This is a genomic window from Clostridium massiliamazoniense, assembly GCF_001403635.1.
GTDB lineage: Bacteria > Bacillota > Clostridia > Clostridiales > Clostridiaceae > Sarcina > Sarcina massiliamazoniense.
Genome location: NZ_LN879466.1, coordinates 593,601 through 611,266, shown reverse-complemented (window position 1 = coordinate 611,266; position 17,666 = coordinate 593,601). Strand labels below are relative to the sequence as shown.

15 protein-coding genes are annotated in these 17,666 nt (G+C 27.0%); all 15 read right to left on the bottom strand.

Annotated elements, in window-relative coordinates; all coding sequences use genetic code 11:
* Window positions 1–46 precede the first annotated feature (46 nt).
* Window positions 47–1,441, bottom strand: a complete 1,395-nt coding sequence (locus ARA19_RS03665) for a lipopolysaccharide biosynthesis protein (RefSeq protein ID WP_055069586.1) — start codon at window positions 1,439–1,441, stop codon at window positions 47–49.
* Window positions 1,434–2,672: a polysaccharide pyruvyl transferase family protein gene (locus ARA19_RS03660; protein WP_055069585.1), complete on the bottom strand. Its 1,239-nt coding sequence runs from the start codon at window positions 2,670–2,672 to the stop codon at window positions 1,434–1,436. The genes ARA19_RS03665 and ARA19_RS03660 overlap by 8 nt, the downstream gene beginning before the upstream one ends.
* Window positions 2,673–2,723: 51 nt before the next feature.
* Entirely contained in the window at window positions 2,724–3,611 is an 888-nt protein-coding gene (locus ARA19_RS03655) for a glycosyltransferase (protein ID WP_055069584.1), read from the bottom strand.
* Between the two features lie 343 nt (window positions 3,612–3,954).
* Complete coding sequence (locus tag ARA19_RS03650) at window positions 3,955–4,893, bottom strand: PspC-like choline-binding domain-containing protein (protein WP_055069583.1); 939 nt, start codon at window positions 4,891–4,893, stop codon at window positions 3,955–3,957.
* Between the two features lie 116 nt (window positions 4,894–5,009).
* The gene (locus ARA19_RS17410; RefSeq protein ID WP_157452218.1) at window positions 5,010–5,171 is read right to left on the bottom strand and encodes a hypothetical protein; all 162 of its coding nucleotides are present in this window, start codon (window positions 5,169–5,171) and stop codon (window positions 5,010–5,012) included.
* A gap of 287 nt (window positions 5,172–5,458) precedes the next feature.
* Window positions 5,459–6,928 carry an oligosaccharide flippase family protein gene (locus ARA19_RS03645; RefSeq protein WP_055069582.1) on the bottom strand — a complete coding sequence of 490 codons (1,470 nt, stop codon included), beginning with the start codon at window positions 6,926–6,928 and terminating at the stop codon, window positions 5,459–5,461.
* A gap of 424 nt (window positions 6,929–7,352) precedes the next feature.
* Entirely contained in the window at window positions 7,353–8,741 is a 1,389-nt protein-coding gene (locus ARA19_RS03640) for a PspC-like choline-binding domain-containing protein (protein ID WP_055069581.1), read from the bottom strand.
* A gap of 51 nt (window positions 8,742–8,792) precedes the next feature.
* Window positions 8,793–10,760 carry an N-acetylmuramoyl-L-alanine amidase gene (locus ARA19_RS03635; protein ID WP_055069580.1) on the bottom strand — a complete coding sequence of 656 codons (1,968 nt, stop codon included), beginning with the start codon at window positions 10,758–10,760 and terminating at the stop codon, window positions 8,793–8,795.
* A gap of 204 nt (window positions 10,761–10,964) precedes the next feature.
* Window positions 10,965–11,702 carry a LicD family protein gene (locus ARA19_RS03630; RefSeq protein WP_055069579.1) on the bottom strand — a complete coding sequence of 246 codons (738 nt, stop codon included), beginning with the start codon at window positions 11,700–11,702 and terminating at the stop codon, window positions 10,965–10,967.
* Window positions 11,703–11,716: 14 nt separating this feature from the next.
* A complete protein-coding gene (locus ARA19_RS03625; protein WP_055069578.1) occupies window positions 11,717–12,568 on the bottom strand; it encodes a glycosyltransferase family A protein in 852 nt (283 codons plus the stop codon).
* A gap of 15 nt (window positions 12,569–12,583) precedes the next feature.
* Window positions 12,584–14,023 (bottom strand): O-antigen ligase family protein, encoded by a 1,440-nt coding sequence (locus tag ARA19_RS03620; RefSeq protein WP_055069577.1) that lies wholly within the window; start codon window positions 14,021–14,023, stop codon window positions 12,584–12,586.
* Between the two features lie 11 nt (window positions 14,024–14,034).
* Window positions 14,035–15,087 (bottom strand): dTDP-glucose 4,6-dehydratase, encoded by a 1,053-nt coding sequence (rfbB, locus tag ARA19_RS03615; protein ID WP_055069576.1) that lies wholly within the window; start codon window positions 15,085–15,087, stop codon window positions 14,035–14,037.
* Between the two features lie 84 nt (window positions 15,088–15,171).
* Entirely contained in the window at window positions 15,172–16,041 is an 870-nt protein-coding gene (gene rfbD / locus ARA19_RS03610; RefSeq protein ID WP_055069575.1) for a dTDP-4-dehydrorhamnose reductase, read from the bottom strand.
* Window positions 16,042–16,123: 82 nt separating this feature from the next.
* Window positions 16,124–16,690 (bottom strand): dTDP-4-dehydrorhamnose 3,5-epimerase, encoded by a 567-nt coding sequence (gene rfbC, locus ARA19_RS03605; protein ID WP_055069574.1) that lies wholly within the window; start codon window positions 16,688–16,690, stop codon window positions 16,124–16,126.
* Window positions 16,691–16,705: 15 nt separating this feature from the next.
* Window positions 16,706–17,602 (bottom strand): glucose-1-phosphate thymidylyltransferase RfbA, encoded by an 897-nt coding sequence (gene rfbA, locus ARA19_RS03600; RefSeq protein WP_055069665.1) that lies wholly within the window; start codon window positions 17,600–17,602, stop codon window positions 16,706–16,708.
* Between the last annotated feature and the right edge of the window lie 64 nt (window positions 17,603–17,666).

Below are 17,666 nucleotides of genomic sequence, written 5' to 3'. Positions count from 1 at the left end.
TTTCTTCCCCCTTTAAACTTTCTTTACTTATCATAAGTTATATTTTTTATTTTTTAATTATTTTATTTAATACTTTGATAAATATCTCTTTATTAAAAAACACAAATATTAATATTGATAATATAAACATGATTATTTCAACTACTATGTTATTTACATAGTATATTACTGTGAATATTAACAATATTATAATTAAAGAAATTAACTCTAATTTACTTATTTTTATAGAAAAATATTTTTTAGTTTGAATTATTCTTACTATCCAAACAACTAAATATGATACTAGTGTTGATATAGCAGCTCCTTCAATTCCCCACATAGGTATAGCAAATATATTAATTGTTATATTAAGTACTGCTCCTAATATAGTTGTTTGAAAAGAACCTTTAGTATCATTTGCACTTTGATAGCCTGTTCCGTAGAATACTGAAAATGCTGAGAAAACTGATGCTACATATAATATAGGTATAGCCTTATATCCAACATAAAAATTTTCCTTTACTAAAAACTTAAAAACAATTTTAGTAAAGGCTATTAAAACTATAGCTCCACCTAATTGTATTTTCATATAAGTATTAAACATTCTTGTATAATACTCATCTCTATCTTTTGAATCATACTCAACTATTGCTGATTCTTGCCAAGCTAGAGAAAAAAAACTATTTACAATTACTATTATTGAAGAAAATTTATTTGCTATAGAATAAACTCCATTAGCTGCATTACTTATAAAGTTAGCTATCATATATCTATCTGATAAGTTCATTACCCACCAACTTATTACATTAGGTATTAATGGCACAGAGAATTTTTTCAATTTTCTTTTTTCATTTATATTAGCTTCCTCAAAAGAAAAATATTTTAAAATTTTCCCTTTCCATTCTAAGTATATACTTCCTATAAAAAATGCTATTATATATGCTATTAATAATCCTTCTGTTTTCATTTTAAATTTTGTTATAAAAACTATATTTAATAATAAACTTACCAGTGTTACTACAAATCCAGCCATAGCAAATTCTTTTGTTTTCTTTAATGCTCTAACAACTTGTCCTTTAACTGTATATACAAGGTTAGTTATTATATATAAATATATTAATATTGAATTTTTTACATTAAATCCTATTGAAATCAAAATATATCCTATAGTAAATAAAGCTATATTTTGAATTATTATAATATAACCATTAGATATTATTATTTTTCTTTCTTTTTCATCATCTGTTTTTATTATGAATCTGTATATTCCATCGGATATTTGAAATGTTATCATTGGTAATAATAGAAGCGCTGTGTTTACAATTATGTCAAAATAACCAACATCAGCCTCTTTAAGATATTTTGTATAGATTGGTATCAAAATGAATGTTAATAGTTTTGAACCTATATTTCCTACTGCATAAATTAAAGTATTCTTTATAAGTTCTTTTTCTTTACTCATTATTTTCCTCTATTAATGCTAATATTCTTTTAAAATTTTCTTTAACTTTTTCTATAAGTTCTTCTCTTTTCCTTAATAAGGTATCTTTATCTATCTTTAATAAATCATCTATTTTATCATTTAATTCATTAAAACTTATACATCCATTTTGTTCTTTTAAATCCCATGTGCTTAAATACATGTCTAATTTTTTTATTTCTTTATTTAATCCTATATGAGGCACTCCATAGGACATTGCTGTTATATTTCCATGGAGGCTCGTCCCGGCAAAAAACTTTCCCTTTCCTATTAAATACATTATGTCATATATATTATTTTCTTTAATATGAGTATAATCAATCTTTAATTGTTTTCCTACCTTTTCTAAAGCTATATTATCATCATGATTTGCAGCAAACCCTATAGGTAATAATAATATTTTACACTTTAGTCTGGCCCCTATACTATTTAAAGCTTCTACTAATTCTTTATCTTTTCCACTTTTAAGTGATGCATTATTACTTTGAATAACTATATATTCTTTGTTTTCTTTTATAAATTCTTTTGTAGAATCACTTATCTTTCCTTCTAGGTATTCTAAAGTAAATATTTCAGACATTATAGTTGCACTATCTGGTGCTACATCAACCCTATTAACTTTTTCTCCTTTTAAAAATTGATTATTTACTATATTTTCTTTACTTTTATTATCTCTTACTGAAATATAAGAGCTATTCTTCATGGCATCTATAATAAAAGTTTGATCTTTTGGAGGTAGTTTATCAATAGTTGAGCCACCAACAGCATTATAAATTACTTTAAGATTTCCATTGAAGCTTTTTTCATCAACAACCCAAGGAAAAGAACTATCTATATTAAATAAGCTTTTTGATTTTTTTTCAAAATTCTCTATTCCCTTTAGTTTTCTTGACACCTTCTTATAAATCATTTCCTTGAAACTCTTGCATAAATCTATATCCATATTTCCAATTCTAGCTGCAAGAACATCCCCTCCAGAAACTATTAAATAGCTCCCCTTATCAACTTTACTGTTATATAAATCACTTAAAGCCTTGGTCTTCTTTCCACCAACTTTGCTTAAATCACTCTGAACTAAAGCATAATACTCTAATTTATACTTTTTTATAAGCTCATAATTATATTTTTTTATGTATTCTTCTATAATTATAGGAAATAATAAATCACCATAATTATATCTATCAAAGGCACCTATAATATTTATAGACTTCATTTAAGTTCCCCCTCTATCTTTTCTTTAATCTGTCATCTTAAATTCTATTTTCTATGAATTCATTTTGTCCATAAAAAAATAGACTAATCTTCGTTCTGTTATTCCAATATGACAGCACATTTTAAATAAAGATAATTTAATTCTACCTACTTTTAAATATTTCTTCATATATATAGATAAACTTTCATTTAATATTTTGTACTTATTAATTTTCTTATTTATATTTTTATTTATTGTAACTCCATGATCGTGATTATAATATAAGTTATTAAAAACAACCTCCTTATAACCCTTATCACTTATTTTGCTTCCTAAAATCATTTCTTCACAATAAAGAAATGTTTCTTCATCTAGATAATTTATTTCTTTTAAGACATCTGCCTTTACAACAAAAAAACTTCCTTGCACTGCAAAAACCTCTGAATACTCCCCATTAAAATATTTATCATTATACTTTATTAATCGTCCCGAAAATTTAGAGCATATAAATAAAGCTGTGAACAAAGAATATATGTAACTTGGTCTTTTCCAAGCCTTCAATGGTGATATAGTATAACCTTCCTTAGTTAAATTTTTCATTGTTGCTGTAGCTATAGCAACATCATTATTTTCCTCTAAGAAGGTAATAAGTTTCTCTAATACAACTTCCTCTATATATACATCTGGATTTGCAATAATTATATTTGTAGGCTTATATTTTTCTACAGCATATTTTATCCCATAATTATTCCCATAAGCGTAGCCTCTATTTTCTTTACTTTGAATAAAATCTATTTTTTCATCCACTAATGTACTTAGTTTTTCTTTTGAATCATCAGAGGAATTATTATCTACTATTATTATTTTATCAATTGTATTATATGATTTTACTGATTTAACCAAATTTGCTGTAGTAGCAGAATCATTGTAATTTAAAACTATCAATGAACTTTTTATCATATATTTTATCCCCTATTCATTACTTTTCCCTTAAAACTACTAATATAAAGATTTCTCAACTTTAATGATTTATATCTACTTAATACTTTAATCTAATTTTTTTGAATTTCTTTAAACTTACATAAAACTTTTTGAGAAACTTTATTTTCATCTTACTTTTTTAACCTTATTTTACACTAATTACTCATATATTTTATAATATATCATAAATAATATTCTTATTCTACAATATATTTAAATTAATTATTAATAAAGATAGAGCTTTTCCTCTGTTAAATATCAAATTGATAATTTAACTTTCTACTAAAAAGCTCTATCTTATTAAACTTTATCTTATTAAATTTTATCTTATTAATACCCCATTAGAGTTAAATGTGTATTTTACTCCATCAATATATACTGTTCCTGTTGCCATAGCTCCTGTATTATTACTTCCTTCATTGAAATAATATATATTTCCATTTGAATCATAGTACCATCCAGTACCCATAATTCCATTTTCATCAAAATAATATTTACTTGAATTTATTAAATAAAGTCCATTTGTAGAAGCACTTCCATCATAGTTAATATAGTACCAATCTTTCCCTGATTTTACCCAACCTTCGCTTGCTTCTCCTGAACTTTTATAATAATGCCATATTCCATTTATTTTAACCCATCCTGTCTTCATAATCGCATTATTATCGAAATAATATATCTTCCCATTAACGTTCCATTTTCCTACAATAGCTTCACCGTTATAATTAGTACAGTACCAATCATTTCCGCTTTTAATCCATCCAGTATGTGCTGCTCCTGAAGATGAATAGTAATACCACTTATTATTTCTTTTTTGCCACCCTGTTTTCATAACTCCATTTGTAGCAAAATAATAATAATTCCCCCTTATATACCTTTCACCAGTTACCATAACCCCATTATTATCTAGATAATACCAATCTCCGTGACTTTGTAACCATTGATTTTGATATTTTCTCCCGTTATTATAATAATACCAATCTGAACCTGATTGAACCCATCCATTTAAATTTCTATTTAATTGTGCTCTTTCACTTTTTTCTTCTCCACCAGTACCTTGTTCATTATTAATATATTCTGTAGTCCTTTCTCTTAATTTATTAAAAGTTCCTGTCTCTTTTGAAATGATTTCTTTTTCTTCCATTGTAACTTTTACTGCATTTTTTGGTTCTTGTCCCCCATTTTTAGCCAAAGCATCTACAGATGAAAAACTTCCCACCATGACTATTCCTAATATTAACGTAACTAATTTTTTCTTCATTTTAATCCCCCAATATATTTTTACTTCTATTGTATATTTTAACATATTTTAACAATTAAATGAAATATTTTACTATATTTTTAATGATTAAAATAAAATCTTATATTCTTTATTTTTTAAAGTTCTAAAAGTTTCTTTAATATTGGTGTTCTTTTTATTATTAATGCTATTAAAAGAGAAACAATTAATATAATTATTGTAAGTATTATATTCCCTCCAATAGTACTTCCTATATTTGTTGCTGCAAATATTGGCTTATATTTAAATAATAATAGCATATGAATTAAATATATTCCTAAAGTATTATTTCCTATTAAGATAAATAATAATATTATTAGTACACTTATTTTTTGTTTTTTATTGATTCATTTTGTATTATGAACTAAAATTATTCCTAAACTGAAATAAAATGCAGCATAAGCATAGGTTTCGTAGAATATGTTAAACCTATCAAAATAATTAAAAATTACTGGATTAGTTATTTTTCTATTCAAAATAAATTCAACTATATGTCTAAAACTAAAAATAAAGGATGTACCTAACTATTTTGATACATCCTCTAAAGCTAATTTGTTATTTTCTTTTTTATTATTCCATTTACTTTCTTTAAAAAATCTAAATAAAATTCATCCTTTGTAACTATCAATATTATTAAATACAATAAGGCACAACTTATCATAGATGCTAAACATAATAAAATTGTTCCTAAGTTTAATGTCTTTAATAACATTATAGTAGGTATAAATGTTAATGAATATATTAAATATTTTGTTTTATCCATACTGAATATTTTTATTGGTATTTGCAATTTTTTTCTTATGTATATGTACTCTATTGTTATTACTAATATATTAGCTATCATTGTTGTAACTATTGATGTTGTCTCTGTAAAGTTCCCTGTTAAAATTAACAGTATGTTTAATATTAAATTTATTGCTCCACCTATAAATACTACACCAACTTGTATTCTTTCTTTTCCCTGTACATACATAACTTGATTACTTAATATTGACTCATAACCTAAAGTTATTATATAAATTGAAAATACCTGTAATATTGGTGCTGCTGCTATATATTCTGCTCCTCCATAAAGCAATATTATTTCTCCTGATAACATGAACATTCCTATAGCTGCTGGGAATAGTACCATAAGATACATCTTACTTATTTTATTTAAAAGTTTTAAATACTCATCTTTCTTTTCACTACTCGCTGAATAGTTTGTAAGCCTTGGAATTGTTACATATATTAAAGTTAGCAATAATGAATTTATCATATTGCTAATATCTTGAGCTGTTGCATAATAACTAACATTACTTATATCTATAGCACTACCTATCATAGTTCTATCTAATTGAGTATATAATATATTAGCATTGGATAATATTACAACTAGAAACATAGGCTTTATATGTCTCACTATATTTATTGAACTAAAATCAAACTTTACCTTTTTCTTTACATATATAAAGCTAACTATATTATTTAAAAATGTAGAAAGTACTAAAAGAATCATATATTCTTTTAAGTTATCACTTGATTTAACCAAGGTTAATAGACCTATTATATAAGCAATTTTTATGACTATAGTTTTTATAGTTATAAAACCATAATTCTCCATAGCCTCATTAACCCATTCTGTATAAAATATATTAGATAGTAAATTAAATGTAAGAATAACAAGTGCACCATACAACTTACTATCATTCATAAAATTAGCCATTATATATATTAAATATATTCCAGTTGTTATAACATTAGTTGCTATAGTAAATACGAATAAACTTGTAAAAACTGATGACAACTTCTTCTCATCATCTCTAACTTTACTTATTTCTCTAAGACCATATTGATAAACGCCAAAACCAGCAAATATAAAAAAATATGCAAATATAGTTTGAGAATATTTTATTGTTCCATTTATCTCAACACCTACAACCCTAAGTATGTACGGACCTATTAATATAGGCACTACTAGATTAAATAAATTTAATATGAACTTAAAAATTGCATTTCTAAATATTGATTTTTTCATTTTTCCCCCTATTGTGATAACTAAACTTATCAAGTATTTATTGTACCTCTATCATTTAAAATACACTTTCTCTTATTTTTAATAAATAACATAAACCAAAACTTAATTCAGACAGAATTATAATATTAGTCTCCTTAACTCCCTTCAATTTTTAATTATTTAAACCATATTCTACTATATCATAAAAAAAATACAGTCTATCTAACTAATCTTTAAAAACTTTGTTAAATCTAAATAAAAACTTAATTTAGGTAGAGCTTTACTATACATAAATTTAATCTTTCCTTATCTAAGAATGTATATTTGTTTGTCTTTAACTCATAAAGAATTGAATAATATTATAACTAATCATCTAATAAATTTATATAATAAGAGGATATATACCAAATTGGTACATATCCCTTTTTTAAATTTATTTCTTTATCTATAGCCTAAAGAAGTGAGTAGATTTATTAGTATCGTACTTAGAATCTTTTTCAAAGATTTTTCTTTTATGAAGAACTGAACCAAATGTTGATTTTTGATTATCTACTACATAAGCATAACCATCTCCAGCCCATCCCATGAATGTAAAAGAATGAGTATATCCTGCAAAAACTATATCTCCAGGTTTTAAATTATTTAAATTAGTATGTTTCTTCCACCCTCTATTCAACAATTGTTTCTCTAATTGAACTGTATTTGCTATATAATTTGGAATAGATATACCTACCCTTCTCAATAATTCGGCTGTAAAGTAAACACAATTATTCTCTAACATTCCATTATGAAGAGCTATAGCTTTATTATGAACAGATTCTCTATTAGCTAAACTTCCCATATACCAAACCATATTATATTGTATACCTGATCCTGCATCACTTGGATCTATAACTTTAAACTCTCCATTTAAATCTGAATAAGTAGTTCCACCTTCATACCACCTATCAACTATTAAAGCACCATTATCTTGAAATCTATAATTTTTACAATCTATTTCAACTATGCCAGTAGCCATTATTCCATTATTATTTTCTTTCAAGTAATACTTAACACCATCTTCTGTAAACCAACCTTTTACCATTACTCCATTATCCTTATAATAATGATAATTATTATTTTGATCTAATGCCCATCCTTTTTCCATTACTCCAGTTGTAGGATTTAAGTAATAAGTGTCTCCATACTTATCATTATAAAATCCAGTTTTCATAGTGCCATTATTATTTAACATATACCAATCATAACCATCATTGTACCAACCAGTCTTCATCACTCCAGTTGATTTATCTAACATATACCAATTATGTCCATCCTTATACCATCCAGTTTTCATGATTCCAGTTGCTTTATCTAGCATGTACCAGTCATAGCCATCATTATACCAACCTTTACGCATAACCCCATTATTTTTGAAAGAATAAAAAAGTCCTTTTATTTTAACCCAACCAGTTTTCATTGCTCCTGTATTCTCATCTAAATAGTAAGTATCACCTGAAGGATCTGTATAAAAACCTGTCTTCTTACTCCCATCCTTATTATAAAAATAATACTTTCCATTTTCTAATTTCCAACCACTCTTTAGTTCTGTCTCTTTACTCTTTTCTTCCTTTTGTATATCATTAAATTCTTTTTTTACAACATCTTCATCTTTTATTGATTCTTCTATTACTTCTGAAATATATTCACTATTCTCATTTTCTACATCTAACTGAATAACATTATTTTTATCTTGTACTTCTACTCTCTCTAATCCTTTAACTGTTTCACTATGTCCCATTATTCCTACTACTAATAATGCTGATAAAATTAACTTTATTTCTTTTCCCTTCACAAATATCCCCTCATCTTTTCCTTTAATTATTATGTTAAGTTACTAAAACATTTACTTTATAACTTTTTCCACTGAATCAGCTATAGATTTAGCTGTTTGTCTTTGAACTGAAGGATTTGATATCCTCACTGCTTCTTCCTCATTAGTTAAAAATCCACACTCTATTAATACTGCTGGCATTGTTGTATTTTTAGTAACATAAAGATTTCTATCATGTGAATTTCTATTATTAAATCCACCATCTTTCGCTATATTTACTACTGATAGGTCTGATTTTTTCTTTCCTAGCTTAGCTTCCTCCGTTGGATTTATATCCTTTTTTATTTCTCCTCCCCAACCTGGTGCTAAAATATATTCATCCTTTAACAATGGCTTATATGAACTATAAAAACTCGTTACCCCTTTTGCCGTTGAACCTGCTGAATCATGGTGTATACTAACAAATCCATCTGCCTTTAAATTATTTGCAAATTGCGTTCTTTCTGACAAGCTTATATTGTTTTTATTTGATTCTGTTCTTGTTAATCTAACTTCGTATCCTCTACTTTCTAATTCTTCTTTTACCTTTAATGAGACTTGCATATTTAGTTCACCCTCAATATATTTTTTCCCTTTAATTGTTGAAGTTGAACCTAAATCTCCTGTTGCACTATGACCTGGATCTACTACTATAAGCTTTTTTGTTCTCCATATTCCATCTCCATTTACATAATAACTTCCTATATAAGTATTTTTAGCCATAGCTCCTGATGAGTAGAAATAATGCCAATTTCCATCTATAACTTGCCAATCTGTTAACATTACACCATTTTCTTTAAAATAATAAATTGATCCATCTATTTCTGCCCAACCAGTTTTCATAACTCCTGTTGTTCTATCTAAGAAGTACCAATCATATCCATCATGATACCAACCTTTTCTCATAACTCCGTTATTTTGCATGCTGTAATATTTCCCATTTAATAACTGCCATCCTGTTTTCATATTTCCTTTGTCAATATCAAGGAAGTAATCATCATAGCCATCATTTATTATTCCCTTTGCCATAACACCATTGGATTTCAAGAAGTACCAGCTTCCCTTTATACTTTGCCATCCTGTAAGCATTCTTCCTGAATCATCAAGATAATACCATTCATTATCTAAGTTTAACCAATCTTTTTTCTTCTCACCCTTACCATTCATGTAATACCATGTTCCATCAATTTTTTTCCATTGAAATTTATTAATATCACTGTATGCTTCACTTATCATAATATTGTACATTCCAACTATTGCTGTTCCATAAGTTTGGCTTGGTGCCCATCTTCCATTTAAATCTTCTACTGTAGGAGCTACTCCTGCAATAGATGGGAAATGTCTTGGATCATGAGTAACTGCTCTAGGATAACCTTCTGCTCCAGCATATAAAGCTAAGTGATCTAAATGTGCTTGTACACCTTGATCCCAACTTTCAAATCTTTGATGTGCCTCTGGATCTGTGTCACTTCCCCCTGATGTTTTTTTCAAACCACAAGGATTTTTATAAGTCGCATCAAGTACTCCTCCAAAATTTCCATAACCAGTTTCTTTAGCTGCTTGTGCAAAAGCTATAGCTGGATTAACATTTCCATGACTTTTATAATATTTCCAATATAAATCAGCTAATCCTATAAACTCTTCTGTTGCATTTCTTTTTCTTGCCCAAGTTTTAGCATCTTCTACGGTCACCAATGATTGTGACATTATATTATAATTTTGAGTTTTAAAACTTCTATAATTGCCTTCTAACTTTGTTTTTACTTCATCAGAATCATAAGTATTTAATTTTAATTTATTCTCATCTACTTTTTCTTCCTCTACTTTTTTCTCTTTTTTTTCTTCTACTTCTTCTTTAAAAGAAGTACCTTCTTTTTCTTCTATTAACTCTATACTTTGTTGATTTTCTTCTTTTATTTCTGTAGCAAAAACTGAAATGCCTGAACAGCTATTAATAACTACTGCTCCTACTATCAATAACACTAACATTTTTTTTCTCATTTTATATTTTCCCCCTAAGCCTTCGCCTTATTAAAATCTATAAAAAATATTTTTTTATATCAATTCACACTCTTCTTATTACTTTTCCACGTTAATAATTATCGTCTTCTCTATTCTTGACTTTAGTTAATTAAGCAAATAAAAAACTCTAAAATTTAAAGTTAACTTTTAATTAACTTAATTTTAGAGTCATTGTAAATATTTTTAAAAATATTCAATCATTTTTATGTCATTATTATTTAATTGTTCCTTATTACTTGGAGCTTCTACATAATCCCATTCTTTTATTGGAGTCATATAATTTTCTCCATAATTACATCGTAAATACTCATGTGGATTTTCAGGAACTAAACAGTTCATCCCCTTAAATTTATATGTTTCTAATCCTCTTTTTCTAGTAAAGTATCTCATTCCATCAAAACCTTCTGATATATCTTTATTTCCTTGAGATACTTTTTTTAATTTATTTTTTCTATAAGTAAACCCATATGTCCACATTTCCTTCTCATCTGTAAAGTAATAAAATATATCAAAACATAATCCCTTATAACTGTAAGTTTGTTCTACTATTTTTCCTTCTAACAAAAATTCTCTATGTTTTTTGATATTACTTTCTTCAAATATGTGTTCTATTTTTTTAACTTCATCTTCATTATAAAACATTCCAAAATCTAAATCTAAATCATGAGCTATAAAATCATTATCTCTTATAGCTCCAAGCAACGTTCCATAATCCAACCAAAATTCTATATTTCCCTTAGACAATATTTTATTTATTTCTTCCATAGCTTCTAAAGAATATTTTTGAAATATTATTCTTCTGTTATCTTCTATCCTATTTTGTCTTTTTCTCATAAGACTTCTAACAAAGGCGGTATCTTTGAATAAATCATTTAACATTATATTTCTTATAGAATTCTTAAATTTCCTTTTGATATTCATTTTAACACCCCCCACTAATTTTTATATTGAATAAATCCACTTATTCTTTTAGTAAATGCTTCTTTACTTTTTTTAGAATCCTCAAATTTGAAAGTTACAAAATAAAATAGTGTCTTTAATAGATGGAATACTTCTGCTTTTATAAACAATAGTAATAAATAAATATCTAAATTTGATTTTATAAACCCACCAAAACCTAAAGCATAACTACCTATTTTATTAATATCCATATTTGTTTTAGGATTATAGTGTGGATGATATATTCTAATATCTGGTCTATATATTGCCTTTTCTTTATTTTTTAATGTTTTATAAATAATATCACTATCTTCACAAGCACCAAAATATTGACCTGCACCTAGTTTTTCATTAAATTTTAATTCATCTGAATTCTTATGAAAGAACATAGTTATAGATGAACATTTTTTATAAAAGTTATTCTTATTCACATCAGATTTCTCTTTTGACCAACTTCTTAGTGAATCTCTTCCATCCCTTTCTACTATTCGTCCCATTAATAGCTTAACCTCTTCATCAAAGTTAAAAATTTCATTAACAATATGTAATGTATCTTCTAGATACTCACAATCATCATCAGGAAAAGCTATAATATCTCCAACGGCTACTTTAAGACCTATATTTCTACTTAGAGACAAACCTTTTTTCTCTGACTTAATATATTTTATAGATATTTTTTTAGAAAACTTTTCTACTATTGGTTTTAAATCTATTTCCTCATTTTGATCTACTATTATAACTTCAACCTTTTTTAAGTCATACTTAGATTTTTCAATTGATTTTAAGAAATACTCTACTTCTTTTTTCCTGCCATAGGTAGCAACTATTAGTGAAAATTTCTTTTTCATATAACCCCCTACCCTCTATTCGTAATTGTAGCTCTTTCCTATTAATTCATTATTATAATTAATTATAAAAGGAAGCAAAATCCAAAATTGAACTTGTCCAAAACTATCTGCATTAAACCAAGATATAAGTATACCTATAAAACTAACTATTAATGCAATGCCAATGACATCATTATATTTTCTTCTTAAAACTCTTATAGCCTTAATTAGGGTATATCCTAGGAATACAACCCAAAGCATTATTCCCATAAATCCTTGTTCTGCTAATATCCTTGGATATAACGAAAATGCAGGTGGCCATGAATCTTTTATTTTAGGATCAATCCAATATTGTACCTCATGTGATGTTAGTGCTTTTTCACTAAGATACTTTGGAGCATAAAAACCATATTGTCCTATTCCAACACCTACAATAGGATTACTTTTTCCTATTTTCATAGCTGATTCTTGTAATCCCAATCTAGCTACATTAGACATATTGTTAGGATCTGTTAAAGAACTTACTAAACTTTTTACACTTAATTTAGTCATACTATTAGAATCACCACCTATTTTAGGTAATAAAGTTACATTTAATATTAAAAACATAACTATAGAAATTCCAATAGCTCTTATTATGATTAACTTATTCATTAAATTGATCCTAGAAACTAACATAAATATACTAAATAAAGCTAATTGTATAAACATTATTCCATAGGCTGTTCTTGACTTTGAAAACACTAATAAGAGAATAATGTAACCTGTTAGTGCTGAATAAAATATTTTATTTTTTTTCTTTTTTTCTGTGAATATATAACTTGCGATCCATGGCAATATAAATGATACATACATTGCAAAATATGAAACTTCACCAGTTACTGTTCTTATTCCCTTTGTATAAACAGTCCCTCTATGATAACTCTGTATAAGATAGGAAACTTTTTCTATGAATTTTGAAAAATTTATAATTCCAGATAAATTTAATAGTTCTATAGTTCCATAAATAAGCACTGGAATTAAAGACAATAAAATATACTTTCTTAAATCAAATAATGTAATTGTCTTTAATTTTATAATAATATCTGTAGAGTAAAATATTAATAACATAAACCCTAAAACCATTAATTGAAGAATTAATTTTGATATACCCGATCTTTCTTTTAAAGTATTATTTAATATAGAAGAAATATTAAATATTAAACTGATTATAATCCAACCTATATAAACAAGTAGAAAATATATTTCTTTTGATTTTTTAAAATATATTTTTTTACTCTTAATGGTTATTGCAAATAGAATTATAATTATAAATATAAATGGATATACAGCACCCTTATAGCTCAATTCTCCAAGTATCCTACCTAAATAAGGTAAATTATCAAATGGAATTAATATTACTGAAGCAATTAGTAAATATGTTAGGATATTTACTAACTTATTATTACTTATTTTAAAATCATCTACTAATTTCATTGAAGTCCCCTCTATTGTTTATACATATTGTCATAATATCTTTGATACTCTCCTGATGTTACTCTTTCCATCCATTCCTTATTATCCAAATACCACTGTATTGTTTTCTTTATTCCAACTTCAAAGGTTGTTTCTGGATACCACCCTAATTCATCTTTTATTTTGCTAGGATCTATTCCATATCTTCTATCATGTCCTTTTCTATCTTCTACATATTTAATTAGTTCTTCTGTTATTTCTTCATCTATATTTTCATTTAAGTAGTTTATAACTGTTTTAACTATTTGAATATTAGTTCTTTCATTATGTCCACCAACATTATAAACTTCTCCAATTCTTCCATTATTAATTACCATATCTATAGCCTTTGCATGGTCTTCAACAAATAGCCAATCTCTTATATTCATTCCATCACCATAAACAGGTAAATCTTTATGGTTTAAACAATTATTTATTAAAAGTGGTATTAATTTTTCTGGGAATTGAAATGGTCCATAATTATTTGAACATCTTGTTATATTCATTGGCATTTTATATGTATCATGGTATGCTTTAACCATTAAATCTGAACTAGCCTTACTTGATGAATATGGACTATGAGGATCAAGTGGTGTTGTTTCCATAAAATATCCTGTTTCTCCTAAAGAACCATAAACCTCATCAGTAGATACATGAAGGAATTTTACTCCCTCTTTCCATTGTCCATCTATTTCCCAAGCTTCCTTAGCACAGTTCAATAAATTAACAGTTCCTAAAACATTAGTTTTAACAAAAACCTCTGGCTCTTTTATACTTCTGTCTACATGTGATTCAGCAGCAAAATGAGCAACATAATTTATATCATAGTCTTTAAATAACTTCGAAACAAGTTCCTTGTCACAAATATCACCTTGAATAAATATATGTCTTTCATCATTTTCTACAGATTTTAAGTTTTCTAAATTTCCTGCATAAGTTAATTTATCTAAATTTATTATTTTTATATCATCATACTTTTTTAACATATACAAAACAAAATTTGAGCCTATAAATCCTGCTCCTCCAGTAACTAAATAAGTTTTCATCTCTTACTCCTCCTAAATCTATCTCCTTTAATTAACCAAACACTCATAAATATTCCTATAACTTTTTAACTGACAACTAGTATTTTATTTCACAAAACTTTTTAAAGCCTCTCTCCAATGTCTCATTTCATCACCAACAGTATTTCTTAACATCATATTATCTAAAGATGAATATGCAGGTCTTTTTGCTGGAGTTTTATATTCTTCAGAAGTACATGGATTAACTTTGCAATTTAAGCCTCCCAGGTTCATTATTTCCTTTGCAAATTCATACCATGTACATTCCCCTTGTCCTGTACAATGATATATTCCATACTCCTCAGTTTCTATTAACTTAATTATGTGATAAGCTAAATCATTAGCATTGGTTGGATTACCCCTTTGGTCATTCACTACATTTATTGATTCTTTTTCTTTTCCAAGTCTCATCATTGTATAAACGAAATTTTTTCCCTTATATCCATAAAGCCAAGCCGTTCTTACTATAAAATACTTTGATGAAAATTCTCTTACATACTTCTCTCCTAAAAGCTTTGTTTTACCATAAACACTTGTTGGAGCTGTTAATTCATATTCTTTTAAGGGAGTATTTCCTTCTCCTGAAAATACATAATCTGTAGATACCTGAACAAATTTTGCTCCTACCTCCTCAGATACCATTGCTAGATTTCTAGGACCTAAAGCATTTATTTTAAAAGCTAAATCCTCATTACTTTCGCATCCATCAACATTAGTTGCAGCTGCACAATTTATTACTACATCAGGGTTATGATTTCCTATAATATTTCTAACGTCATCTAATTTTGTTATATCTAACTCATCAATATCTAATCCTATTAACTCTGAATTTTTTACTTTCTCCGAAATACTTCCTATTTCAGCACTTCCAGAATTAATTATATCTACAAGTTCATTACCAAGTTGCCCTTTAACCCCTGTAATTAATATTTTCATAGAAAATTCTCCTTTATCTTTATTACATTTTTAAAAAGGGCTATATCATAGAACTGATATGCCCAAATATATATCATGGATATTATTCATATAAGAAAGGTAAATCTAATTCTTTTAATCTTTTTTGATTTTTATCTTTTTCTGATAATAATAAATTTTCCACTCTATCTAATGGCCATTGTATATTTACATCTTCATCATTCCAAAATAAACCACTATCATATTCTGGATGATAAAAATCTGTGCATTTATAATTAAATACAGCTTCATCTGATAAAACTAAAAATCCATGAGCAAATCCTTCTGGAACATAAAATTGTCTTTTATTTTCTTCATTTAATATAACACCTTCCCATTGCCCATAGGTTGGAGATCCTTTTCTTAAATCTACTGCAACATCAAAAACCTCACCTTTAGTTACCCTTACAAGTTTTCCTTGAGTATACCTAGTTTGAAAATGTAACCCTCTTAAAACACCCTTAGATGATTTAGATTCATTATCTTGAACAAAAGTCATGGTAAGCCCAGCTTCCCTAAAATGCTCAGCATTATAACTTTCCATAAAATAACCTCTATGGTCCCCAAAAACCTTTGGTTCTATAATATATAAATCCTTTATCTTAGTTTCTATAAAATTAAAATTCCCCATACTACACCTCTTTTGCTACTTAACTATTGTTTTTGCTTCTACATCTACTTCTTCCACAATATCTACTAAGTATTTTCCATAGCCCGTTTTCATTAATGGCTTTGCAAGCTCTAAAACTTCATCTGCGCTTATCCACCCTTGTCTATATGCTATTTCTTCTAAACATGCTATATATGTTCCTTGAGTATTTTGAACAGCTTCTACGAAGTTTGATGCTTGTAACATTGATGAATGTGTTCCTGTATCAAGCCATGCCATACCTCTTCCAAATAAATCAACCCTTAAAGTCCCCTCTTCCATGTACACTCTATTTAAATCTGTTATTTCAAGTTCCCCTCTAGATGATGGTTTAAGACTCTTTGCCTTTTTTACCACTGAATTATCATAGAAATATAAACCTGGTACTGCATACTTTGATTTAGGCTTTGCTGGTTTTTCCTCTAGAGAAATTACTTTACCTTCGCTATCAAATTCAACTACACCAAAAGATGTAGGATCTTGTACATAATATCCAAATACCATAGCACCCTTTTCTAACTTAGCAGCTTCCTTTAAATGTGAACTAAAATTTTGACCATAAAATATATTGTCCCCTAATATCATAGCTACATTATCATCACCAATAAATTCTTCTCCTATGATAAAAGCTTCAGCTAACCCATTTGGTGCTAATTGTACTTCATAACTTATATTTAATCCAAGCTCTTTTCCTGTCCCAAATAATTCTTTAAAACCAGGTAAATCCCTTTCTGTTGAAATAATAAGTATGTCCTTTATCCCTGCTAACATCAATACTGACATTGGATAGTAAATCATTGGCTTATCATAAATAGCTGTCATTTGCTTTGACATTGCCTTTGTTACTGGATATAATCTTGTTCCTGATCCCCCTGCTAAAATAATTCCTTTCATAGCCACCATTCTCCCCTATGTATTATTTTCTTTAAGCTCCTCTTTGCCTAAATAACTACTAACA